This is a genomic window from Jatrophihabitans sp. (assembly GCA_036399055.1).
In the GTDB taxonomy this organism is placed as follows: domain Bacteria; phylum Actinomycetota; class Actinomycetes; order Mycobacteriales; family Jatrophihabitantaceae; genus Jatrophihabitans_A.
The window spans coordinates 36,574-60,239 of sequence record DASWNX010000039.1; the positions used below are offsets into that span (position 1 = coordinate 36,574).

A 23,666-nucleotide genomic window follows, 5' to 3' on the forward strand; every position below is an offset into this window, starting at 1 on the left:
CCGAAGATGAGCGGCGCCAGGATCACCGCGGCGTTGGACCGGTATCAGCGGCGGCATCCGTGGGCCGGTCTGCCGTTGGCGGTCATCTATAAGTTCATCGACGACCAGGGCAACGTGTTGGCGGCGTTGATCACCTACTACGCCTTCGTCTCACTTTTCCCGTTGTTGCTGCTGCTGGTCACCGTGCTCGGTTATGCCCTTTACGGCAACGAGGAGCTTCAGCGGCAGGTGCTCAATTCCGCACTCAGCCAGTTCCCGGTGATCGGCGAGCAGCTGCAGACCAACATCGATCCGCTGCAGGGCAAAGTGCTGGGTCTGGTCGTCGGAATCCTCGGCAGCCTGTACGGCGGCCTCGGCGTCGCCCAGGCGGGCCAGAACGCGATGAACAAGGTGTGGGCGGTGCCGCGCAACGCGCGTCCGAACCCGATCAAGGCGCGTGGCATCAGCCTGTTGCTCTTGTTGCTGCTGGGCGGCGGCGTTCTGACCACCACTGTGCTGTCGGCGCTGACCACCAGCGCCGACGAGTACGGCAGCGACCTTGGGGTCGGAGCTCGGATCCTGAGCACCGTGCTGTCGGTGGCGGTGAACGCCGTGCTGTTCGTGGTGGCGTTCCGGCTGATGACCGCCGAGCACATCCGGGCTGATCAGGTCCGCGGCGGCGCGCTGGCGGCAGCGGTGGGTTGGCAGGTGCTGCAGCAGATCGGCACCTACTACGTCGGCCACGAGCTCAAGGGCGCCAGCGCCACCTACGGAGTGTTCGGACTGGTGCTGGGCCTGCTCGCCTGGATCTACCTCGGCGCGCTGGTCATCGTCCTGTGCGCCGAGTACAGCGTCGTGCGGGCCAAGAGACTGTGGCCGCGCAGCCTGCTTGCGCCGTTCACCGACAATGTCCGGCTGACCGAGGGTGACCGCCGCGCGTACTCCTCCTATCCCATGACCGAGAAGCACAAGGAGTTCGAGACGGTCGAGGTGGACTTCGACGAGCCGGATGCCTCGGCCGGGCCGAAGGGTCCTGACGCGCAGGAGCCTGATTGACGCTCCGGCTGACTCCCGCGCCGACAGTCCTGCGCGACCGCCCGACTACTCTGAGGTGATGGCTGAGCGACCAGGAGCGGGAGCGTTGTGATGATCGGCAAGCGGACGGCGGCTGTGGTGGCACTGAGCGCGGCGGTGCTGTTGACCGGTTGCTCCAGTGACGACCCGCCGGCAGACGCGCCCGCGATGGCGACCGCGCCGGCCTCGTCGGCCGCGCCGGCCGAGGTCAGCTTCAGCGGGGTCGTCCTTGACCGCGCCGCCGACCTGACCGCCAAGCCCAGGGTGGCCGCCAAGTCGGCGACCAAGCCCACGGCCCTGCAGGTCAAGGATGTGGTGACCGGGACGGGCACCGCCGCCACGCCGAAATCCGTTGTCACCGTCCAGTACGTCGGTGTCCGCTATGCCGACGGCAAGCAGTTCGACGCCTCCTGGGACCACGGCGGCCCCACCAGTTTCTCGCTGCAACAGGTCGTGCCGGGTTTCACGCAGGGCATCGGTGGCGCGCCGGGGGCCGAGCCGATGAAGGTGGGCGGTCGCCGCATCATGATCCTGCCTGCGGCGTTGGGTTACGGCCGCACCGGAAGTCAGGACGGCAGCATTCCTCCGGACGCGCCGATCGTCTTCGTCGTCGACCTCATCGCCGTGAAGTAGCCGGGGTCCGGTAAGCGGCGCAGTCCCGCGCCAGAGCTGTCTGCTGTCTGATAGCGCTGACAGACAGGGGGATGCCCTGTGGCCTTCCCCTGCCGGCCCTCCCGCACCCGGGCGACCGGATTCAGCGCCATCTCACCGCGCTGATCGGCCGCGCCGACTGCCCGTTGTGCGGCATGCTGGTGCTTTAGCGTATTCCAGGAGGCAATGACAGTGGCTACCCGCTCCCGCGAGATCCAGTTGGTCGCCCGGCCGCGTGGCGAGCCGGTGGAATCGGACTTCCGGATGGTGAGCACGGAGGTGGCCGATCCCGGCCCGGGCCAGGTGCTGGTGCGCAATGTGGCGATGTCGGTGGACCCCTACATGCGCGGCCGGATGAACGACGTGCCGTCCTACGTGCCGCCCTGGCGGCTGAACCAGCCGGCCGACGGCGCCGCGGTGGGCGAGGTCGTGGCCTCCCAGGCCGACGGCCTGCCGGTCGGCAGCCTGGTCACGCACGGGCTCGGGTGGCGCGAGTACGCGCTGGCGCCAGCCCGGCAGGTCGAGCGGGTGGAGTTGGTGGCCGGGCTGTCGTCCTCGAGTCACCTCGGCGTGCTGGGGATGCCTGGCCTGACGGCCTATGCCGGGCTGTTCGAGGTAGCCGGGTTCAAGGCGGGGGAGTCGGTGTTCGTCTCCGGCGCGGCCGGCGCGGTCGGCAGCCTGGTGGGCCAGTTCGCCCGGTTGCGTGGCGCCTCTCGGGTGGTCGGCAGCGCCGGATCGGCTGCGAAGCTGCGTTTTCTGACCGAGGAGCTCGGCTTCGACGCGGCGTTCGACTATCACGAAGGCCCGGTCGCTGACCTGCTGCGGCTGGCCGCCCCCCAAGGGATCGACGTGTACTTCGACAATGTCGGGGGTGAGCATCTGGAGGCCGCGCTGGATTCGCTGTCGGTGCACGGCCGGGTAGCCCTGTGCGGCGCCATCTCGCTCTACAACAGCATCGAGCGGCCGGTCGGTCCGGCCAACCTCGCACTGGCGATCAGCAAGCGGTTGAGCTTGCGCGGGTTCCTGGTCACCGACCAGGCCCATCTGCGGTCGGAATTCCGAGACGTGGTCACCGGCTGGTTGACCTCGGGCCAGCTGGTGGTCGCCGAAACCGTGGTGGAGGGCCTGGAGCAGGCGGTGCCGGCATTCATCGGCATGTTGCACGGCGCCAACACCGGCAAGATGGTGGTCCGGCTGGCGCCGGACCCGGCCTGAGCCAGGCGGCGATACCACGGGGCCGGCCCAATCCACCACGGTGAGCTGATCCGAATTCCTGTCAACGCCAGTCAGGAGCCACGATATGAGCACCCATGCTCGACAACGAAACAGCTTCGCGCTGACCGCCGCCGACCGCTGCGACCGGTGCTCGGCACGAGCCGTCGTGGTCACCGTCATGCGCAGCGGTGGCTCCCTGCTGTGGTGCGCGCACCACTACGGCCTGAACGAGGCCGCGCTTCGGGACGGCGCGGCCGTGGTCATGCGTGACGAGCGGCCGACCCGCTAGGGCCGTGCCTGGCGGCCGGCAGCCGGCGGCGCGGTCACGCCCGGCGGGGGATCGAGTCAGGCACGCACCACTACGACCGGGCAGGTGCCCTGCCGGACGCAGTACTCGGCCACCGAGCCGAGCAGCATGCCGGGAAACGCCGCCCGACCCCGCGCCCCGACCACCAGCAGCGTGGCGCCGGCGGACTGGGTCAGCAGCGCGGGTCCGGCCGGGCCTTCGATGACGTGCTTGGTCACCGGCACGGTGGCGGCCGCCTGCGGGTTCTCGGCCAGCACGCCGTCCATGATCTCGTCCAGGACCTCGCCGGTCTCCTGTGCCAGGTCCACTCCCGGTGGCACCCGGGTCAGGTAGTTGGGCCAGCGCCAGCTCGACACCGCGCGCAGGCCGGTGCCGGTGAGCGCGGCCTGACTCAGTGCCCAGCGCGCCGCGTCCCGGCTGGTCTCTGAGCCGTCGACGCCGACCACGATCACCTGCGACGGGCTGGTCATGACGGGTTCACCGGGTGCGGCTCGATGCGCAGCGGCCGCAACGCGCGCCACAGCAGGAAGAGCCCTCCCAGCACCAGCATCCCAAGGCCCAGCCAGAGGTTGATGTTGATCCCACTGGCCTTCTGCCGGGCGGTGTCGGAGGTGAAGAAGCCGGCGACGGTCAGCATCACCCCGTAGACGGTGAACAGCCCGCCGATCAGCAACCGGATGTCGAACAGCTTGTACATCGCGGACTTGGGCGCGTCCGGGTCTGCTGAGGTGCCAGCCGAGTTCGACGCCGCGCTGGCGCCGGAAACAGGTTCAGACATGGTGGCCTCCTAGGCGAAGATGATGGACAGGACGACGACGATGCCGAGCGCGGTGAAGCCCAGCAGCTTCGGTGAGGCCCACCAGACCGGCTTGGGCACCGACTCGGGATTCGGCGCGCTCGGATCGTGCACGCCCCACACCAGGCCGGCCAGCTCGGCCACCGGCTTGGGCCGGGTGACCAGGGTGACCGCGACCGTGACCGCGGCGTCGGCCACGAACGCGGTGATCGCTCCGTAGAAGTTGAGCATCTGCGCGTTGATGGTCGAGTGAGTCGGGTCGTAGACGCCGCCGGGGTAGAAGTAGGCGAAGTTGTAACCGGCGAAATGCATCACGCCGGCGCCGAGGGTGCCCGCCACCAGGCCCCAGAAACCCGCCCAGGGCGTGGTCCGCTTCCAGAACATCGCGATGATGAAAGTCGCGAACAGCGGTGCGTTGAAGTAGGAGAACAGCAACTGGATGTAGTTCATGATGTTGCTGTAGCCCGAGGCGATGAAGGCGGTGCCGATACCGACCAGGATGCCCAGGACGGTGACGATCCGCCCGACCTGCAGGTAGTAGCTGTCCCGGCGGCCCTTGACCACATATGTTTGCCAGATGTCATAGGTGAACACGGTGTTGAACGAGCTGACATTGGCCGCCATGCCTGCCATGAACGCGGCGAGCAGGCCGGCCAGCGCGATGCCCAGGGCGCCGTTGGGCAGGAACCGGTTCATCAACAACGGGATGGCGTCGTTGTAGGTGAACTCGCCTTCCTGTCCGAGATTGGGTATCAGCACCAGGGCGATCAGGCCTGGCAGGATGGTCAGCGCCGGGATGAAGATCTTCGGGAACGCGCCGATCAGCGGGGTGCGCTGCGCGGCGGACAGGTCCTTGGCCGACAGGGCGCGCTGGACCTCGGCGAAGTTCGTCGTCCAGTATCCGAACGAGAGCACGAAACCCAGGCCCATCACGATGCCGATCCAGTCACCCAGCGGGTTGGTCCAGTTTCCGACGTTCGTCCCACCCCAGGTGGAGAAGGCCTCCGGTCCCAACTCGGTCTGGCCGACCTTGTCTTTCAGCCCGCCGTAACCGCCCACGTTGTGCAGGCCGATCACCACCAGCGGGATCAGGCCGGCGACGATGACGAAGAACTGCAGCACCTCGTTGTAGATCGCCCCGGACAGCCCGCCCAGGGTGATGTAGGCCAGCACGAACAATGCCGACAGCATGATGGAGACCCAGATCGGCCAGCCGATCAGCGCGTTGATGACCAGGGCCAGGGCGTAGAGGTTCACGCCGGCGGTCAGCACCGCGGCCGCCGCGAAGCTCAGCGCGTTGAACAGGTGGGTAGGCCGATTGAACCGCCGCAACAGGAATTCCGGAACGGTGCGCACCCGGGAGCCGTAGTAGAACGGCATCATCACGATGCCGAGGAACACCATGGCCGGCACCGCGCCGATCCAGTAGAAGTGCAGCGTCGCCATGCCGTACTGGGCGCCGTTGGCGGCCATGCCGAGGATCTCGATGGCGCCCAGGTTGGCCGAGATGAAGGCCAGTCCGGTGACCCAGGCGGGCAGCGACCGGCCCGAGAGCAGGAAGTCCTCGCTGGTGGCGATCGCACGTCTGGCCATCACGCCGATCCCCACGACGAGGATGAAGTAGATCGCCAGAATCGTGTAGTCGAACAAGTTCACATCGAGCCGAAGCACAGTGCCGACCTCCTGGACGCCGCGACTGGCTGGCGTGTCCGCGCAGCCGGATCCGTCCGGGTGAGAGGTGAGAGGTCAGCCCTGAGCGGGCCGGAGAGGAGCCGGCCCTGGCGCGGATCGCCGCATCAGCGCACCCGAACTAGGCTGCCGGTTCGAGCCTTCCTGCGAAACTACTCAAACCGACGAGGTTTGCAAGCGGCGGCCATTGTTGTGCGCTGGGCGCGCCTCAGTCCGACCATGTGTGCACCGGCTCGTTGCTGTGCATGTGCTCGACGTAGCGCCCGAGCATCTCGCGTAGGGAGTCCCGGCGGTCAAGTGGCCGCTTGTCGTCATCGATGCGGTGGAAGGCCTTGACCTGCCATTCCGCGCCGTTGACATGGCTGGTGCAGCGCTGCTCGATGATGCCCAGCAGCCGGTCGCGCACGGCCGGGTCCATGCCCCACCGGTCCAGGCCTTCGTAGGCCATCGGCAGCAGCCTGCGCAGCACCAGCTCGGTGGCGGGCACCTCGCCCAGCCCTGGCCAGTAGATCTGGGCGTCGATGCCGTGCCGCGCGCCGGCGTAGAAGTTGTCCTGGGCGGCGGCGAAGGAGAGCCTGGTCCAGATCGGGCGGTCCTCCTCGGCCAGCACCCGGAGCAGGCCGTAGTAGAAGGCCCCGTTGGCCAGGATGTCGACCACGGTCGGCCCGGCCGGCAGCACCCGGTTCTCCACCCGCAGGTGCGGCTTGCCGCGGAAGACGTCATAGACCGGCCGGTTCCACCGGTAGACGGTGCCGTTGTGCATCCTCAGCTCCTGCAACCGCGGCGTGTCACCGCGGTCGAGCACCTCGGCGGGTTCCTCGTCCTCGCAGATCGGCAGCAGGGCCGGGAAGTAGGTGACGTTCTCCTCGAACTGGTCGAAGATCGAGTTGATCCAGCGTTCGCCGAACCAGACCCGCGGCCGCACCCCCTGGGACTTCAACTCGGCCGGCCGGGTGTCGGTGGCTTGTTCGAACAACGCTATCCGGGTCTCGCGCCAGAGCTCCTTGCCGAACAGGAACGGCGAGTTGGCGCCCAGGGCCAGCTGGACCCCGGCGATGCTCTGGGCGGCGTTCCAGTTGTTGGCGTACACCTGAGGGCTGACCTGCAGGTGGAACTGGACGCTGGTGCAGGCGGCTTCGGGCGCGATGGTGTCGGCGTAGGTGGACAGCTTCTCGGGGCCGTCGATGGCGATGTGCAGGTCTTCGCCGCGGGCGGCGAAGATCTGCTGATTCAGCAGCGCGTAGCGGGCGTTGGCGCTCAGCGCATCAGAGGTCAGGTCGGCGGCGGTCAGCGTCGGCAGGATGCCGATCATCACGATGTGCGCGCCCTGGCTGCGCGAGCGCTCCTCGGCGTCGTTCAGGCTCGCCCGCAGGACCGCCTCCAGATCCTGCATCGACTGCCCGGCCAGCTCCCGCGGCGGGACGTTGATCTCGATGTTGAACTGGCCCAACTCCGTCTGGAAGTCGGGGTTGGCGATGGCCTGCAGCACCGCCGCGTTGCGCATCGCCGGATCATGGCCTGCTCCGATCAGGTTGAACTCGATCTCCAAGCCGGTCATCGGCCGTTCGAAGTCGAACTTCGACTCGGTCAGCATCCGGGCGAAGACATCGAGGCAGCGCCGGACCTTCTCCCGGTAGCACTGCCGGTCCTGCCGGGTGAACTCCACTCTGTCGACGTCGTCACCCATCTCGAGGCGCCTCCCTGCTCGTATGACCCCGGCTTGGAACTAACAGCTTGGCAGAGTTCGCCGGTTCAGGTCGAGGCTGGTGGTCCTCGGGGGGTGAGCGACTGGCCGGCGTCGGCGCTAGGGTCACATTCGATGACTACTATCGCGACCTCCGCCGGCCCGGTCGTCGACGCCATCGGCGTGACCCTGCGGCTGCACGACCCGCATGCCCGCTTGCGGGGAGTCCGGCTGTCCCAGGACATCCGGATCCCCGGGGATCAACTGGATTTCAGCTACCGGCGAGGCTGGTGGACCTTACGGGTGCAGCGCCCGGCGGTGGACCGGATGGAGTACCTGCTCGAGCTGCGCCACCCCAACGAGGGCCGCGAGACGATTCCCGACCCGGCGAACCCGCTGCGCGTGAGCGGGGCCTTCGGCGACAAATCGGTGATCGAGTTCCCCGACTACCACAGGCCGGCATGGCTTGACCTGCCGCTCGCGCCGGCGAGCGTCGCCGATCTGGCGATCGGCAGCCGAGAGCTCGGCAGCACGATCCGCGGCCGGCTGTGGTCGCCCCAGGCGCTGGAGGCCCAGCAGCCGGCGCCGCTGCTGATCGTCCACGACGGGCCGGAGTACGACTCGCTGGCAGGGCTGACCACCTTCACCGGCGCGCTGATCGAGGCCGGCCGGCTGCCGATGCTGCGGGTGGCGTTGCTGGCCCCGGGAGACCGCAACCGCTGGTACGCGGTCAACCCCGCCTACGCCCGGGCGCTGGCCGGCGAGGTGCTGCCGGCGCTGGCCGAGGCGGCGCCGAGCACCGTGCGAGTCGGCGCCGGCGCCAGCCTCGGAGCGCTGGCGATGCTGCACGCCCACCGGCAGTCCCCGAACTCCTTCGACGGCCTCTTCCTGCAGTCCGGCAGCTTCTTCAGCGTCGAGTCCGACGCCCACGAGCGGCGGTTCGCGCGGTTCGGCCCGGTGACCAGGTTCGTGCGGGAGGTGGTCCAAGCCGTCGCGGACCCGCATCCGCTGCCGGTGAGCATGACCTGCGGGGTCATCGAGGAGAATCTGGCGAACAATCAGGCGATGGCCGCGGCGCTGCGCCGCCTCGGCTATCCGGTGGAATTGCGCGAGGTGCGCGACGTGCACAACTACACGGCTTGGCGCGACGCCTTCGACCCGCAGCTGGTCGAGCTGATCCAGACGGTGGTGGGCTCGTGAAGCGGCAACAGGTCGAGCTGGCCGGACGGCACTTCACCGGCACGGTGGTGGCCCACGGCCACTACGGGCGTCCGGTGCTGGTCTTCGCCGCGGAGGGTGGCAGCGCGCACGACTTCGAGAGCAACGGGATGCTGGCGGCGGTGGCCGACCTGGTCGAGGCCGGCCGGGTCAAGTTCTACTGCGTCGACAGCGGCGACGCCCACAGCTGGTCGGACAACAGCCTGCCGACCGAGGAGCGCGCCTGGCGCCACGGCGGCTACGAGGCGTGGGTGCTGGAGCAGGTGGCTCCGTGGATGTCTGACGACAGCGCCGGCGCCTCGGAGTTCCTCACCCTCGGGTCCAGCCTGGGCGCCTACCACGCGGCCAACTTCGCGCTCAAGCGAGCTGACCTGTTTCCGCTGGCCCTGTGCCTGTCCGGCAACTACGACCCGACGACCTGGCATCCGTGGGGCGAACTGGGTTCCCAGACCTACTTCAACAACCCGATGGCCTACGTGGCCAACCTCTCCGGCGATCACCTGAACTGGCTGCGCAGCCGGGTCAACCTGCTGCTGGTGGTCGGCCAGGGCGCCTGGGAGGTGCACCCGACCCAGTCGCTGCCCAGCACCCGGGCCTTCGCCGGCCTGCTGGCCGCCAAGGGCATCCGGCACGAGCTGGACCTGTGGGGCTTCGACGTGCCGCACGACTGGGAGTCCTGGCGTGCTCAACTGGCACACCATCTGCCGCGATTCTGCTGAAGGAGCATGATCATCCCATGACGGAGACGACACACCTGCTGGGCCTGCTGCTGGGCACCGAAGAGGACTGGCCGAGCGCGTTCGAGTCGATCGTGCGGCGGATGGGCCCGGTGGGCACCGGCGCCAATGCCGAGCAGCTGCACCACTTCGACGTCGAACGGGTCACCATCGAGCCGTTCGACCTGCGGTACAAGCCGCGCTATGACCTGGTGATCGACCGGCTGGCGTACTGGTACTACGTTCCGCGGGAGTGGTTGAAGAAGGCCGCGCTGATGGATGACATCTACCTGCTCAACAGCCCGTTCACCTTTCAGAGCATGGAGAAACACGCCGCGTACTGCGCGATGATGCGGCTCGGGCTCAAGGTTCCCGAAACCGTCCTGGTGCCCTACAAGAACCCGCCCGAGCACGCCAAGTACGCCTACACAGCCGCCCGCTACAACCAGCCGTTCGACCTCGACGTGATCGCCGAGCGCATCGGCTACCCGATGTTCATGAAGCCCTACGACGGCGGCGCGTGGGTCGGTGTGAGCCAGATCCGTGACCGGGAGGAGTTGCACCGCGCTTATGACCAGTCCGGTCAGCGGTTGATGCACCTGCAGAAGTCGGTCGCCGGCTATGACGTCTTCGCCCGGAGCCTGTCCATCGGCGCCGAGACGATGGTGATGAACTTCGACCCCGACCAGCCGATGCACGCCCGGTACTCGGTCAGCCACAATTTCCTGACCCCCGAGACCGGCGATGAGGTGCTGACCATCGGCCGGCTGGTCAACGCCTTCTTCCGGTGGGAGTTCAACTCCTGCGAGACGCTGGTCAAGGACGGCGAGGTCTATCCGATCGACTACGCCAACGCCTGCCCCGACGTCGCGCTGACCAGCCTGCACTACTACTTCCCGTGGGCGATGAAGGCGCTGGTGAAGTGGTCGGTGTTCTGCACGGTGACCGGGCGCAAGGCCCGCTATGACCTCGACACCCGCCGGTACTTCGACATCGCCGACCGGCAGGAGCTGTCCTATGCGGACAAGCTGGCCTGCTACCGGCAGCTGGCCGACGACTATTTCGACGTCGAGCGCTATCAGGAGTTCTGCGCCAGCAGGCTGGCCAACCTGGACGAGGTCGTGCTGGAGTGGGTGGCCGGCCCGGAGTTCGACCAATTGCTCGTCGACACCGTCCGCTCGACCTTTCCCTCACACGAGCACGACCACTTCATCGACCACTACCGCGGGCTGCTGGGCGCCTGGGTGCGCGACGAGCAGGCCGGCTCCTGAGCCCGCGGTAGGCAGCAGGCCTCGCGCACCTGCACCTGCACCTGTACCTGGGCCGCTCAGCTGTACATGAGCGAGCCCGGCGTGGTCAGCACCTGTCCGGTCTCCAGCCAGGTCTTGAGACCGGACAGGATCATCGGCCAACCGCCGTAGAGCTGCTCGTTGGCGCCCTCGCGCAGTTGGTCGTGGGTGACCACCAGCCGGCAGGAGTCCCCGACCGGCTCGATCTCCCAGGTGACCCGGGAGGTGCCCTCGTCCTTGACCTCATCGCTCCAGAGCGCGCGCATGCTCTGCACCAGCCGGCGCGGCGGGTCGACCTCGAGGATCTCGCCCTCGCCGAGCGGGCCGTCGGCCTTCGGGCTGGTCTGGGAGAAGCGCGAGCCGACGGTCCAGTCGCAGGTGATCTGCACCCCGAAGTTGTACTTGCTCCTGATCTCGCTGTCGGTGATCGCCTCCCAGAGCCGTTCGGGGGTCGTGCGGATGTAGATCTCGAACACCTTTTCCATCGGAGTCTCCAATCGTTGCTTGAGCTCGCTGAGCGCCGCGGCCCACGGTTCGGCGTACTTGCTCACCCACCGGTCGTGGACGAGCCGGATCGGCACGGGGTTGAGGTAGTGCAGCTTCTCCCGGCCCTGACGCCTGGTCACGACCAAGCCGGCCTCTTCGAGCAGCTTGAGGTGCTTCATCACGCCGAAGCGGCTCAGCTCGAAGCGGGCGGTCAACGCGTTCAGGCTCTGGCCGTCCTGCCGGAACAGCTCGTCCAGCAGGCTGCGCCGGGTCGGATCGGCCAGAGCTCGAAACACCGCGTCCACCGGACCGACGATAGGTGACTATTTAGTCACCTGTCAAGGCCCGGGCAAGGCCGCCGGGCATCACACGTGGTTCGCGTCGCTCATGCCGTCCGTGCGGCGCGGCAGCTCGCCGTTGCTCTGTTGGCCGCGGCTGGCAGGCGGAAGAACTTGGGGAAGCGACCCGCCAGGGACGGTCCACTGGCTCCGTGAGGTCAATCGGCCGACACTGTTGGGAAGCGTACGGTAATGCCCGGCAGCCTTAGATATGCTGCTCAGACCTTGTGTCCCGTATGCCTGATGGAGCTCCGCCTTGAACCCGTTTCTAACTTGCCGGGCCGGGGAGTCGTGACTAAGGCAAAGGGGCGAATGCGGAACTCGGCCGGCTTGGTCGACATGACTGTTAGGCCGGAACCTCCGAGGCCGTATCAGCCCCCGCCTGCCTCACAGTGCGAGGTTAACGAGACAGACTCGAACATCACAGATACGGATCGAGTTTATCTCCGAGTGCACAGTTACAAGAACCGCATAGTGGACTTCGCGCTGATGCAGTACCGTAAATACGGAGGAGAGTGGGTAGAAGTACTACGCATAGACTGCACGCACGGGTCAATACACAGACACGAGTTCGACCCCGACGGAACCGAACGCCGCATCGAAATGATACCGATCCCGACATCGACTGGCAGGGGCCAGCAGTCTTGGGATGTTGTGGATGCTGGATACCAGGAAGCGTACGACTGGATGTTCGGTACATGGGACGAACGAGCGAAGGCGTGGTGAGGCACATGAGTGACCGCAGGGATGACAGGCTGCGCGCAGGTCGTGCTCTGGCGCGCCACCTCGGCACCCCTGAAGGACGTGAACTCTTCCAGCAAAATCGCGTGCGAAACTCAGATGCCTTGCTTCTGGTCCTCGATAGCGATTCCACGCGGGAGGTCTACCAGAGGATCGTCAAGGAGGTCCCAGAGCCGCCTGCCGCGCTGGGTATCTACTTCGCGGACTCCGACCGGTTGGTCTTCATGACGCTGTCCCCGACTCGTAGTACTAAGCCAGCCGAGTCGTCTTCCGAGGGGGGTGGATCCAACTCCAGCAGTAGCTGGGAGGAGGACCCGCACGACGTCCACGGAGATACCACTATTGGCCAGCTGCATGAGTACATGACGGCAACCAAGCGTGCGTCCCTGAGCGTCGTTCTGAACAAGACCAACGGCAGCAGCGCGATTGCAGCACCGTACCGGCCTACCAAGACCAAGCAGAGTGCTCCGTCCAACGACCTCTCAAGCATCGTGGGACGACGGTTCGTGCTCACCCCTAACTGACTGACGCGCGTGCCCTTCATGCCTCTGCTCAGCCGAGCAGAGGCATACGCATGCGTGCCTCAGGCCCGAGAATTGTCCTGCCTAAATTCCGTCAGCGCATAACGCGACTCGGACGGCTCCGCCGCTTCGAGTTCTTACGGTCACCGACGGCTATAGGCGGAAGCTAGTCGAGTGGCAAGGGACGGCCAAGCAGGTAGCCCTGGCCGTGATTGCACCCCAGCGCCCGAACCGAGGTCAGCTGCTCCTGGGTCTCGATGCCTTCGGCGACGGTGGTGATCCCCAGTTCCTGGCACAGCCCGATGACGCTGCGCACGATGGCCCGGGCGCTGCGGTCGGCGGCGATGGGCGCGACGAAGCTGCGGTCGATCTTGACCGTCGACACCGGCAGGTCGCGCAGCAGAGACAGCGAGGAATAGCCGGTGCCGAAGTCGTCGAGGGCGATCCGGACGCCTAAGTCGGCAACCTCACGCACCTCCTTGATCGCCGCCGGTGAGGCCTCGACCAGGGCGCTCTCGGTGATCTCCAGGTGCAGCCGGTCCGGGGACAGGCCGCTCGCGTCGAGCCCGCGCCGGATCTCAGGCACCAGTTGGCCCCTGCCCAACTGGCTGCCGGAGGCGTTCACCGCGACCCATTGAGCGCTGCCGCCGGTCAACCGGGCGTCGCCGGCCGCCCGGCAGCAGGTGGCCAGCATCCACCAGCCGAGCGGGACGATCAGGCCGGTCTGCTCGGCCATCGGCAGGAAGTCGTCCGGGTCCAGCAGGCCTTGCTCGGCGTGCTCCCATCGGACCAGCGCCTCGTGGCCGACCGCGGTGTTGTCGAGCAGGTTGACGATCGGCTGGAAGTAGGGCACCAGCCCGCGGTTCTCGGCCAGCGCGCTGCGCAGCGAGTGCTCCAGCTCAAGCTCATGCAGGGTGACGGGCTTGTCCTGCGTCGGGTCATACATCTCGATCCGCGACCGGCCCCGGCGCTTGGCGCGCAACAGGGCCAGGTCTGCCTCGCGCAGCACCTCGTCGGGGTGGTCGTGGCCGGGGCCGCTGACGGTGATCCCGATGCTCAGGCTGGCCGTGTGCAGATGCCCGCGAACCACCAATGGCTGCTGCAGCGCCGACGCCAATCCCTGGGCCAGGCCATGCAGCCGCTCCGGATCGTTGACGTCGGGCACCAGCGCCACGAACTCGTCGCCGCCGACGCGGCCCAGGGTGACGCAGGCGGGCAGCGCGTCGCGCAACCGGTGCGAGAGCACCAGCAGCAGCTCATCACCGGCCTCGTGACCGAGGCTGTCATTGACGATCTTGAAGCGGTCCAGGTCGCAGTACAGCACTCCGGCGGGCCGGCCGGAGTTGAGGTAGCCGGCCAGCAGCTCCTGCAGCAGCGTGCGGTTGGGCAGTTCGGTCAGCGGGTCGTGCATCGCCCGGTGAGCCAGCCGGTCCTCGGCCTGCTTGCGCTGTGTCATGTCGTTGATCTGGGCGACGACGTTCTGCAGCTCACCGGCCGAGTTGCGGATCACGCCCACGTGCAGCAGGCCGTACACCAGATGCCCATCGGCGTGCACCATCCGCTTCAGGCTCTCGTAGGTGTCGCGAGAGCCGCCCACCAGCTGGTGGAAGACCGCGGTGTCCAGGTCGACGTCATCGGGGTGGGTCAGCTTGTCGAAGCTGCGGCCCAGCAGCTGCTCGCGCGAGAAGCCCAGCATCTTGGCCAGTGACTCGTTGACCTGGACCAGCACCCCGGAAGGGTTGACGATGGCCGCGCCGATCGGGCTGCGCTCGAAGGTCACCTGCCAGCGGTGCTCGGCTTCCCAACGGCGTGCCTCGGCGTGATCGCGTGCCCGGGACTCCGCGATCGCCACCGCGGCCTGGTTGGCGAACAGCTCCAGCACCGTCCGCTGCTCGAGGTCGGGCCGCTCGCCGCTGGCCGGCTGGTCGACGCTGAGGACGCCCAGCAGCGATCCGTCCTGGTCGAACAGCGGGGCGAACAGCAGGTCCTCGTTATGCCAGTCGCCGGGCTGGGCGGCCCCGGCGTCATTACCCGTCCAGGTGGCGATCCGGTCGAGCACCTGGCGGTCCTGCTTGTGGCTGAAGAACCGCAGCGAACCCCATGGATCGGCTGCGTCCAACAGGTCCTGCCAGTCCCGCACCGAGCTGCCGCGGCCAAGCAGCTGCTCGATCCCGGGTGGGCCGGCCACGGCCCGCACCACCACCTGGCCGCCGGCGTCCACGACGTTGATGGCGGCGGCGCCGAACTCCAGGAACTCAACGGTGGCTTCGGCGATGCGGTTGAGGGTCTGGTCGATGTCGCTGATCGCCCCGAGCTCGCGCACCACGGCGAGCAGCCGCTCCAGCCATGACCGGCGCAGGTTGCTGACCCTGGGCCGCGGCGAAACCATTATGGCAGTTTCACACATAGCGCACGGTCTAACCAGCCGGTCGTCCAATGGGCTGCGGATCATCAGCAATGTACTGGGACCATTTCGGCCACGTTCTGGTCAAGGACACCGACAAGGCCGCCCGGCTGCGCGCCGAGAAGGCCGTGATCGACGGCCAGCCGGTGGACGCCAAGGCCAACCTCTGGCAGCGCCTCGCGCGGGTCTGACGGCGGGGGTATTTACCTTAAATGACCTAATAGTTATAGAATGCGGCTATCTACCCCCACCCAGAGGAGAGGCCGCCATGCGCCACAAGACCACCCTGCGCGCCAGCCTCGCTGCTGGCGCGCTCGCCCTGGGGCTCGCCGTCGCCGGGGCCACCCCGGCCAACGCCGCGACCCCGCTGGACGACGACTTCAGCAGCTACACCGTTGGCCAGAAGGCCGAGGGCACGACCTTCGGCAACTGGACCAACGTGTTCGACGGCGCCCGCTGGAACCCCGACAACACCTACACGCGCGGCGTCACGTCAATCATCCAGCCCGGCGGCGTGGGCACGACCAAGTACCTCCAGCAGTCCCCGCCGCCCGCGCTCGCACCGGGCCAGACGTTCTCCAGCCTCACGACGTCCAACGCCTCGTTCTCGGGCGCGTACACCCTGCTCGCCGAGTACGGCAACGAGGTCCAGCTGCGGCAGGGCTCGACCCCGAACCCGTGGGAGCGTGGCTGGCTGCTCTTCAACTACACCAACAACAACAGCTTCGTGGCCGTCGTGCTGAAGACCAACGGCTGGCAGCTGTCCAAGGAGTACACCGACCCGGTGGACGGCTCCCAGCGTGAGTGCTTCCTGGCGACGGGCACGTCCCCAACGTACTCGCTCAGTTCCTGGAAGCGCGTCACCGTCACCCAGACCGTCAACGCCTCTGGCCAGCCGACATGGGTGGTCCAGGCCCGCACCGGCTCGAACGCACTGACCACGCTGACGACCTACACCGACACCGGCGCCTGCGGTGTCACGCCGTACACCTCCGGCAAGATCGGCTTCTACACCGAGGACGCCAAGCTGCGCTGGGGCTGGGCTCGCGTCACCACCCCCTGATCGGATCGCGGCCAGGTTCTTGATCACACCCGACAGGCGCAGCATGCCGCCGACCCGCTGGATCAGTAGCCCCAGTCAGGCGCTGGCGGCGGGTCGGCGGCTTGCGCCGAAGGCGGCGGCGTTGCCGAGGCGGCCCTGTAGCTCGCGCAGCCCGGTTGGCCACGGACCTCTAAGTGCGGGCCAGGTCCCCGCTCGCGCTGCTGAAGCCCTTGGTGATCTTGATCATCATGCGTGCAGGACGACCGCCAGGCCCTGCCCGACGCCGATGCAGATCGCGGCCAGGCCGTAGCCCCCGCCCCGGGCCTTCAACTGGTGCGCCAGGTGCGTGACCACCCTCGCCCCGGAACAGCCCAGCGGATGCCCGAGGGCGATGGCGCCGCCGTGGATGTTCACGATCGCCGGGTCGAGTTCGGGCCAGTCGGCCAGGCAGGCCAGGGACTGGGCGGCGAAGGCCTCGTTCAACTCCACCATCGCCAGGTCGCCCCAGCCGATGCCGGCTCGGCTCAGGGCGGTCCGGGCCGCCTCGACCGGGCCGATCCCGAAGAGCTGGGGCTCGACGGCGGCCACCGCCCGCGACACAATCCGGGCCAGCGGCTGCCGTCCGGCGGCCCGTGCGCCGGCCTCGTCACCGATCAGCAGGGCGGCGGCTCCGTCATTGAGAGGGCTGGCGTTTCCGGCGGTCACCGTGCCGTCCGGCCGGAAGGCCGGCGCCAGTTTGGCCAGCGCGGCCAGCGAGCTGTCGGCGCGGATGCTCTCATCGCGGCTGAGCTCCACTCCCGGATAGCCGACCACCTCGGCGGAGTAAGCGCCCGCATCCCAGGCGGCGGCGGCTTTCTGGTGGCTGGCCAGGGCGTACTCGTCCTGGGCCTGTCGGGTGATGCCGTACTTCTCGGCCAGCAGCTCCGTGCACTCGCCGAGGGAGACGGTCCAGTCGCCGGGCATCGCGGGGTTGACCATCCGCCAGCCCAGCGTGGTCGAGTGCAGCGTCTCGGAGCCGGCCGGAAAGCCCTTGGCCGGCTTGGGCAGCACCCAGGGCGCGCGGGTCATCGACTCGACGCCACCGGCGATGGCCAGCGAGGCGTCACCGACTGCCACCGCCCGGTTGGCCGCGATCAGCGCCTCCATGCCCGACCCGCACAGCCGGTTCAGGGTGACGCCCGGGACCGAGGTGGGCAGTCCGGCCAGCAGCGATGCCATCCGCGCGACGTCCCGGTTGTCCTCACCGGCGCCGTTGGCATTGCCGAAGAACACGTCATCGAGCAGGGCCGGATCGAGTTCGGGTGATCGTGTGACCACCGAGCCGATCACATGGGCTGCCAGGTCGTCCGGGCGGATTCCGGCCAGCGCGCCGTTGTAACGACCGATCGGGGTTCGAACCGCGTCAAGAATGTAGACATCAGTCATGCGTTCTATTTTGCCCTGCCCGCGGCCGGCGCGGGTGTCCGGCCGGTCACGTTGGCGCGCCGGTGGCCACCGTCGCGACCTCGCGCCGGACGCCGGCGTTTGAAGTCGCGTGAGCGCCGTGACAGGCTGGCGCAATGGCCGCCGCAGATCAATCCCCGTCCGACCCGAGCGCTTCAACCGACCCGAGCGCTTCAACCGGCCCCGCCGCGCCGACCGAGGCCGAGCAGCCAGCCGACGCCGAGCACCCAGCCGACGCCGAGCACTCAACCGCGGAAGCGGCCGACGTCAAAGCGCGATTCCGCGACGCGTTGGAGCGTAAGAAGAGCCAGCACGCCGACGGCGTGGCCGGTGGGGGACCCAGCTCGGCCAAGATCCATGACGTGCACTCTCGGGCCGGCGGCAAGCGCCAGTTCCGGCGTAAGAGCGGCGGCTGACGGTCAGCCCTGACCGTCATGACCCTGGCCGCGGCGGGCGCCGTCACCGTCGTCGCCGGCTCGCCACGCGAGATCGCCGACACCCTGCTGCGCCGCCGGGATCGCCTGGGCCTGTCCTCCGGTCGGCACGGCGATCATCGAGCGTCTGGGCATCGCTGAGGATCAGCGGCATCTCGACATCGCCGCGGGCACGGGCGAGCTGGTCTGAGCATCGCGCGACTGGCCCCGAACGCAAGGGTGGTGCTGACCGACCTGGTAGCGGAGATGCTGGACATCGCCGTGCGACGTGCCCGAGTGCAGGGGCTCGCCCAATATCGAGACGACGGTATGCAGCGTCAACGGTGCTAGTTCACGTGGAGGCACGCAGGCGCAAGTTGCTTGGCCTGGCAATGGCCGCCGCCGGTGTCCAGTACCCGCTTCGCCGGCAGCGGGGGCAGCAGGCCCGAGACGTGTGGGGAGATGCCACCAGTAAGCCGTAGCGACCGTGCCGGTCGGTCCCGGCCGTGGGACCGTCCGGTTGGGATCGGCATTCTGACGAGCATTTCGGGGCCATAGCTCAATGGCAGAGCGTCGCCTTTGCAAGGCGGAGGTTAGGTGTTCGATTCTTATCTGAAGATGGATAGCTAGAGGCCAGACAAACTGGGCGTTGTATCGTCCTGGAGGTCTCCAGCACGCGGGGCCATAGCTCAGTTGGCAGAGCGCCGCCTTTGCAAGGCGGATGCCGGGGTTCGAGTCCCCGTGGCTCCACTCGGGAAAGTGCCGTTCCGAACCGCACCGCCAAGCCGACGTTGACCAAACTCGCGTTGGTCAGGCGGGGCGGCCATCGGCTGGGGAGAATCGCGCAGTGGGCATCTATGTCGAACTTCGAGACCACACGGGTCGGGCGGTCACCGGCTTGACGGACCCCAACGGGGGAACCTTCGATGCGGCTGGTGACTTCGACCGATTCATCGATCGCCCGCCCTATGGTCAGGTGTCAGGGGACATGCCGGTCATCACGTCGGTTGACCCCTATGGAGAGACGAGGCTGCCTTCCGGGGTCATGGGCCAATTGATCGCTGACTGCACTAGGGCGCTAGAGGTCGCAGAAGACGGTCCAGAGCGAAGGGGTCTCATCCGACTACGCGCGCTTGCGCAGGAGTGCTCACGTCGCCCGGACTCGGCCCTCTTCTGGATCGGGGACTAGTTGCAGCCGTTGGCCCTATAGGCGTCGCCGGTCGGTCTTGCGCCGAAGCTCTACCAGCTCAGGTGGCCCGCACCCAGTCCTGCTGCTCACGCAGAACCTCGGCGAGGTCATCGGGGATTGGGAAGCGTCGCCAACGGTCGGTCTTGAACCTGCACGAACTCGATCCAGTAGCCGCCCTCCCCGTTGTGCCAGAGGGCGTCGAACGGCATCGCGATCAGTGTTTCGGCTGAGGTTTGACGCCAGTGCCTCAGGAGCGGACCCGGGCGGTGTGTGATGGGCTGGCCGCGGCGTTGCGGCTGCCCGCAGCAGCTTCTCATCGCTCAAAGAACTGCCAACGGTGGGATATCGCCAGCCGCCTTTTCCGCATTGCTCTCCCACTCGGCACCGCGCGGACCCGTCGTCCGGCGTAGTAGCTGCCTGTGAATTCTCCAACGTTGCTAAAGGGGGCTCAGTGCGGGCGGAAGCCGAGACAGCGGGCTGAGTTACTGAACCCCGAGCAGGGCGTGACTATCGAAGCTATTGGCGACTGGTTATCTGTGAATCATTGCGTGACGCGCCGACTCTAACCAGCCACTTCACGAAACTGATACGTAAGGTACCCACTCCGTGTGCCGATATGTAACGGTATGGGGAATGGAGGCAAGAGCGATGGAGTGTCCGCCAACTTCCAAAATTTGTCCGCCGCCTTGGCATTCCCAAGAGTCTCCCCGGCGGCCCGTAACCGAATCGGCGAGTACAACAACGGTCTCCGTTCGACCCTCAGCTTCGCCATGTAAACGACCGCAGCTCGATAACTCCAATTCGCATCTACCTTAGGGGAACAATGCACAGTCAGACACGACCACGGCGCCGCCTCGCGACCGTCACTGCAGGAGTAGCGGTATCGCTCGGGCTGATGGTGAGCCAGGCGCTGCCCGCCTTCGCCGCGGCGGTGTACACCCCGCTGATCGCTTCCGACGCAGCCGCGTATTCCCGGCTCGGCGAGTTCCTCGCGGTGTCGACCGACGGCAGCACGACGATCGTGGGAAGCGCAACTCGCTACACGGGTGCGACTCCTACCTCGGCGGATCGGCCGGGCGCCGCCTATATCTACAGCGGCATCCCGGCCGAGACCGGGCTCACACGAACCGAAGACGCCATTCTGGTCGCCGACGACGGGATGTACGAGTCGCTGAACGATTGGTTCGGTTCCGCTGTTGCCCTCTCGGCGGATGGCAACATCGCGGCTGTCGGTGCGCGGGGCTACCAGAACGGCGTCGGTGCGGTTTACATGTTCGAGCGTTCCGGCGGCGTCTGGACGAAGACTGCGAAGATCCTCACCCCGTCGGCAAAGAACTTTGGCTACTCCGTTTCACTCAGCGACAACGGGTCCACCCTCCTGGTGGGCGCGCCGGGGTTCCTATATTCGAATTCGGAGCCCAGCGCGGCTTACTTCTTCACCCGGGACGCCTCCGCGGCCTGGACCTACAGGACGTCGGTGTCGACCGGACTCGGCGGTGTACAGCTCGGCACGTCCGTCGCGCTCAACGGTACCGGCACGACGGCCGTGGTCGGCGTGCCCAAGTACTACACGACCGTCTCCGGCGTCAGGAAGACCCAGCCGCGCGCCCAGACGTACACCTTCAACGGCATCGCCGCCGCGACGCAGTACGTCTACACCGACCCCAGTACCGACACCTCATCCAACTTCGGCGTCTCGATCGACATCTCGTCCACCGGCGCCGCCGTTCTGGTCGGAGCGCCCGGCGTCGACTCCAGCACTAGCGGTACCACAACGACCTACCGGCCCGGAGCCGGCTACCTTTTCAGGTCTGGAAGTAACACCGCCACTATGTTCAGCGCCACGCTCCCCTCCTCCGGCCACGCCGGTGCACACCTCGGCGCTTCCGTTGGCATCTCCCCCGACGGCCTGACAGTGGTCCTCGGCGCACCCCAGGCAAACCTCTTCCTCGAGTACGGCGGCGGCGGCACCGCGCGCCTCTGGAAGAACACCACCGGCACCTGGCCCACGGGGGGCGGATCGAATGTCTACCCGGGCGGGTACAACAGCGACCAGTTCGGCATCAGCGTCAGCGTGGCCAACAACGGACGCATGGCCATCGGTGCGCCGGGTAAGGCCGCCTCCGGTATGACCTCCGCAGGCACCGCATACGTCATCAACATCTCCTGATCAGGAACTTGTAACAGAACGGCCGGCTCCGCTCGACGGAGCCGGCCGTTCTGCGCACCCGGCCGCACGGGGCGGCAGTTGAGGCGGTCCTAGCACGAGGAACCCGGGTGGCCGGGGTGCGCGCGACGACGAGAGCCTGCTGGGCTGACTGCTGGAATCGGCCTTCCGGAACGCGCCTGAGCTCACCATCGCCATCGCCTCGGGCACGTCGGATCCATGACGTGCACTCTCGGGCCGGCGGCAAGCGCCAGTTCCGGCGTAAGAGTGGTGGCTGAGAGCGTTCTCGACTGATTTCTCAACTGGCTGGCGCCAGAGCGGCATCATGGGTCACAATAGCCACGTACGTACCACCGCTTTACTTCTAGATGGCTGCGCTTGGGGAAGACGTTGCCGTCGAGTCGAAGTTGCGGAGGTGCGCGATGTCTGCTGCTCATGTGGCGTCATCCACGCGAGGTGTGGTGTTCATTCACTGCTGCCCGCCCGCCATCGGTCCCCATGTCGAGTGGGCACTGGCTGGCGTGCTCGGCCGACCCTGCAAGCTGCAGTGGAGCGCCCAGCCCGCCGCCCCCGGTCAGCTACGCGCCGAGGCGACCTGGGTAGGCCCGATCGGGATGGCAGCCCGTTTGTCGGCGTCGCTGCGCGCCTGGCCGATGCTGCGCTTCGAGGTGACCGAGGAGGGCACCGGCGCCACCGACGGTGAACGGCTGGCCTACGTGCCGGGACGAGGTTTTCACCGCAGCGCGGTGTCGGCCAACGGCGATGTCGTGGTGAGCGAGGAGCGGCTGCGCGGCCTGCTCAGCCGGGCCACCTCCGCCGACGAGTTCGCCCATGGACTGCACGAGATTCTCGGCTCGTCCTGGGACGCCGAGCTAGAGCCCTACCGGGCAGCCGGTGACGGATCGCCGGTGATCCTGATGCACAAGGTCGTGTGAAAGCAGGTTCGTGCGGGAGCAAGCCGTCCTGAGACCATCAGCCCCAGGCTCAGAGCTTGTGGAACAGCAATGAGGTGTTGTGCCCGCCGAAGCCGAACGAGTCGTTCAGGGCGGCTGTCACGGTCATCTCCCGGGCCTTGGTGGGGACGTCGACGTTCAAGCCGTCCTCGGGGTCATCGAGGTTGATGGTCGGCGGCACCACGTCATTCACCACGCTGAGCACAGTGGCGATGGCCTCGATGGCGCCGGACGCGCCGAGCAGGTGGCCGGTCATCGACTTGGTTCCGGTGACCACTGTCTGCTCACCGAGCAGGGCCGCGATCCAGCGCGCTTCAGCCATGTCGCCGGCCGGCGTAGAGGTGGCGTGGGCGTTGACGTGCACGACATCGGACACCGCGACTCCCGAACGCCGGATCGCGGCCTTGGCGGCGCGAACCTGCCCCCCGCCGTCCGGGTCCGGCTGGACGATGTCATAGGAGTCGGCGGTGATGCCGGCCCCGCCGAGCACCGCGTAGGGCTGCCGGCCGCGAGCCCGCGCTGAGGACAGCCGTTCGAGCACCAGCACGCCCGCGCCCTCACCGAGCACGAAGCCGTCCCGGTTCTTGTCATAGGGACGCGACGCGCGCTCGGGGTCGTCATTGCGGGTGGACATCGCCCGCATCTGCGCGAAGCCGGACATCGTGAGGGGGTGGATGCAGGCCTCGGTGCCGCCGACCACGACCAGGTCCGCCCGGTCCAGCTGCAGCAGGTCCAGGCCGTAGGCGATCGCCTCGGCGCCCGAGGCGCACGCGCTGACCGGGGTGTAGACCCCCGCCCGGGCCCCGACCTGGAGCCCGACATAGGCCGCTGGGCCGTTGGGCATGTTCATCGGGATCATCAGCGGCGAGACCTTGCTGGGCCCCCTTGCCAGCAGGATGTCGTGCTGGTGCATCAGGCTGGTCACGCCGCCGATGCCGGTGCCGATGGCGACCGCGACCCGGGAGGGGTCCAGGCCGTTCTCATCCGAGGTGCCCTTGAAGCCGGCGTCCTCCCACGCCTGGGCCGAGGCCACCAGGGCAGCCTGCTCGGCGCGGTCCAGCCGGCGGGCCAGCACCCGCGGCAGGACCCCGGCCGGATCGACGGCCATCGGCGCGCCGATCTGGACCGCGATCGTCTGAGCCCAGTCATAGGGCAGGGTCACCACGCCGGACGTCCCGGCCAGCAGCGCGCTCCAGAAGGAGTCGACGTCGCCGCCCAGCGGTGTGGTCGCGCCAAGCCCGGTCACCACCACCGGGTCATGGGTGTTCACCGCAGTCTCGGTCATCGTTGGCTTTCCTCTGTTCGTCTACGTCGGGTGTGCGCGGCGCTTCGGCCGGCCGGTCGCTGCAGC

At 67.6% G+C, this 23,666-nt stretch carries 23 protein-coding genes and 1 tRNA gene; 15 read left to right on the forward strand and 9 right to left on the reverse strand.

Annotated features, from left to right (window positions below):
- Positions 1–6: 6 nt before the first annotated feature.
- The 4 genes from VGB75_17660 (at position 7) to VGB75_17675 (ending at position 3,208) form a co-directional block, all read left to right on the forward strand.
- Positions 7–1,035 carry a YihY/virulence factor BrkB family protein gene (locus tag VGB75_17660; protein HEY0168876.1) on the forward strand — a complete coding sequence of 343 codons (1,029 nt, stop codon included), beginning with the start codon at positions 7–9 and terminating at the stop codon, positions 1,033–1,035.
- Positions 1,036–1,125: 90 nt separating this feature from the next.
- On the forward strand, positions 1,126–1,686 hold the full coding sequence (locus VGB75_17665; GenBank protein HEY0168877.1) for an FKBP-type peptidyl-prolyl cis-trans isomerase: 561 nt from the start codon (positions 1,126–1,128) through the stop codon (positions 1,684–1,686).
- Between the two features lie 204 nt (positions 1,687–1,890).
- Positions 1,891–2,919 (forward strand): NADP-dependent oxidoreductase, encoded by a 1,029-nt coding sequence (locus VGB75_17670; protein HEY0168878.1) that lies wholly within the window; start codon positions 1,891–1,893, stop codon positions 2,917–2,919.
- Between the two features lie 85 nt (positions 2,920–3,004).
- Positions 3,005–3,208 carry a hypothetical protein gene (locus VGB75_17675; protein ID HEY0168879.1) on the forward strand — a complete coding sequence of 68 codons (204 nt, stop codon included), beginning with the start codon at positions 3,005–3,007 and terminating at the stop codon, positions 3,206–3,208.
- Between the two features lie 56 nt (positions 3,209–3,264).
- On the opposite strand, the gene VGB75_17680 is transcribed toward VGB75_17675, so the two are convergent.
- The 4 genes from VGB75_17680 to VGB75_17695 form a co-directional block, all read right to left on the reverse strand.
- Positions 3,265–3,696, reverse strand: coding sequence for a universal stress protein (locus VGB75_17680; GenBank protein ID HEY0168880.1), 432 nt, complete (start codon positions 3,694–3,696; stop codon positions 3,265–3,267).
- On the reverse strand, positions 3,693–4,004 hold the full coding sequence (locus VGB75_17685) for a hypothetical protein (GenBank protein ID HEY0168881.1): 312 nt from the start codon (positions 4,002–4,004) through the stop codon (positions 3,693–3,695). The genes VGB75_17680 and VGB75_17685 overlap by 4 nt, the downstream gene beginning before the upstream one ends.
- Before the next feature lie 9 nt (positions 4,005–4,013).
- On the reverse strand, positions 4,014–5,693 hold the full coding sequence (locus VGB75_17690; GenBank protein ID HEY0168882.1) for a sodium:solute symporter family protein: 1,680 nt from the start codon (positions 5,691–5,693) through the stop codon (positions 4,014–4,016).
- A 226-nt stretch (positions 5,694–5,919) separates the two neighbouring features.
- On the reverse strand, positions 5,920–7,398 hold the full coding sequence (locus VGB75_17695; protein ID HEY0168883.1) for a glutamate--cysteine ligase: 1,479 nt from the start codon (positions 7,396–7,398) through the stop codon (positions 5,920–5,922).
- 132 nt (positions 7,399–7,530) lie between these two features.
- On the opposite strand from VGB75_17695, the gene VGB75_17700 reads away from it, so the two are divergent.
- From VGB75_17700 to VGB75_17710, 3 genes are read left to right on the forward strand one after another with little or no spacing between them, the layout of a single operon-like run.
- Entirely contained in the window at positions 7,531–8,595 is a 1,065-nt protein-coding gene (locus VGB75_17700; protein ID HEY0168884.1) for an alpha/beta hydrolase-fold protein, read from the forward strand.
- Positions 8,592–9,332 carry an alpha/beta hydrolase-fold protein gene (locus VGB75_17705; protein ID HEY0168885.1) on the forward strand — a complete coding sequence of 247 codons (741 nt, stop codon included), beginning with the start codon at positions 8,592–8,594 and terminating at the stop codon, positions 9,330–9,332. Before VGB75_17700 ends, VGB75_17705 begins: the two co-directional genes overlap by 4 nt.
- A gap of 17 nt (positions 9,333–9,349) precedes the next feature.
- Entirely contained in the window at positions 9,350–10,600 is a 1,251-nt protein-coding gene (locus VGB75_17710; protein HEY0168886.1) for a hypothetical protein, read from the forward strand.
- A gap of 56 nt (positions 10,601–10,656) precedes the next feature.
- On the opposite strand, the gene VGB75_17715 is transcribed toward VGB75_17710, so the two are convergent.
- Complete coding sequence (locus VGB75_17715) at positions 10,657–11,409, reverse strand: metalloregulator ArsR/SmtB family transcription factor (GenBank protein HEY0168887.1); 753 nt, start codon at positions 11,407–11,409, stop codon at positions 10,657–10,659.
- A gap of 276 nt (positions 11,410–11,685) precedes the next feature.
- On the opposite strand from VGB75_17715, the gene VGB75_17720 reads away from it, so the two are divergent.
- Positions 11,686–12,168 carry a hypothetical protein gene (locus VGB75_17720; GenBank protein ID HEY0168888.1) on the forward strand — a complete coding sequence of 161 codons (483 nt, stop codon included), beginning with the start codon at positions 11,686–11,688 and terminating at the stop codon, positions 12,166–12,168.
- Positions 12,169–12,173: 5 nt separating this feature from the next.
- Positions 12,174–12,707, forward strand: coding sequence for a hypothetical protein (locus VGB75_17725; protein ID HEY0168889.1), 534 nt, complete (start codon positions 12,174–12,176; stop codon positions 12,705–12,707).
- Positions 12,708–12,870: 163 nt separating this feature from the next.
- Here VGB75_17725 and VGB75_17730 read toward each other — a convergent pair whose 3' ends face one another.
- The gene (locus VGB75_17730; protein ID HEY0168890.1) at positions 12,871–15,093 is read right to left on the reverse strand and encodes an EAL domain-containing protein; all 2,223 of its coding nucleotides are present in this window, start codon (positions 15,091–15,093) and stop codon (positions 12,871–12,873) included.
- 68 nt (positions 15,094–15,161) lie between these two features.
- Here VGB75_17730 and VGB75_17735 point away from each other — a divergent pair, with 68 nt between their 5' ends.
- A complete protein-coding gene (locus tag VGB75_17735) occupies positions 15,162–15,299 on the forward strand; it encodes a hypothetical protein (GenBank protein HEY0168891.1) in 138 nt (45 codons plus the stop codon).
- 77 nt (positions 15,300–15,376) lie between these two features.
- Entirely contained in the window at positions 15,377–16,171 is a 795-nt protein-coding gene (locus tag VGB75_17740) for a hypothetical protein (protein HEY0168892.1), read from the forward strand.
- 225 nt (positions 16,172–16,396) lie between these two features.
- Here the strand turns inward: VGB75_17740 and VGB75_17745 are convergent, their stop codons facing one another.
- The gene (locus VGB75_17745; GenBank protein HEY0168893.1) at positions 16,397–17,575 is read right to left on the reverse strand and encodes a thiolase family protein; all 1,179 of its coding nucleotides are present in this window, start codon (positions 17,573–17,575) and stop codon (positions 16,397–16,399) included.
- Between the two features lie 134 nt (positions 17,576–17,709).
- On the opposite strand from VGB75_17745, the gene VGB75_17750 reads away from it, so the two are divergent.
- Positions 17,710–18,009, forward strand: a complete 300-nt coding sequence (locus VGB75_17750) for a DUF5302 domain-containing protein (protein HEY0168894.1) — start codon at positions 17,710–17,712, stop codon at positions 18,007–18,009.
- Between the two features lie 3 nt (positions 18,010–18,012).
- On the opposite strand, the gene VGB75_17755 is transcribed toward VGB75_17750, so the two are convergent.
- Positions 18,013–18,162 (reverse strand): hypothetical protein, encoded by a 150-nt coding sequence (locus VGB75_17755; protein HEY0168895.1) that lies wholly within the window; start codon positions 18,160–18,162, stop codon positions 18,013–18,015.
- Between the two features lie 522 nt (positions 18,163–18,684).
- On the opposite strand from VGB75_17755, the gene VGB75_17760 reads away from it, so the two are divergent.
- The 3 genes from VGB75_17760 (at position 18,685) to VGB75_17770 (ending at position 22,297) form a co-directional block, all read left to right on the forward strand.
- A tRNA-Ala gene (locus VGB75_17760) sits at positions 18,685–18,756 on the forward strand.
- 1,334 nt (positions 18,757–20,090) lie between these two features.
- On the forward strand, positions 20,091–21,365 hold the full coding sequence (locus VGB75_17765; GenBank protein HEY0168896.1) for a hypothetical protein: 1,275 nt from the start codon (positions 20,091–20,093) through the stop codon (positions 21,363–21,365).
- A gap of 434 nt (positions 21,366–21,799) precedes the next feature.
- Positions 21,800–22,297: a DUF3145 domain-containing protein gene (locus tag VGB75_17770; GenBank protein ID HEY0168897.1), complete on the forward strand. Its 498-nt coding sequence runs from the start codon at positions 21,800–21,802 to the stop codon at positions 22,295–22,297.
- Between the two features lie 49 nt (positions 22,298–22,346).
- On the opposite strand, the gene VGB75_17775 is transcribed toward VGB75_17770, so the two are convergent.
- Complete coding sequence (locus VGB75_17775; GenBank protein ID HEY0168898.1) at positions 22,347–23,600, reverse strand: beta-ketoacyl-[acyl-carrier-protein] synthase family protein; 1,254 nt, start codon at positions 23,598–23,600, stop codon at positions 22,347–22,349.
- Between the last annotated feature and the right edge of the window lie 66 nt (positions 23,601–23,666).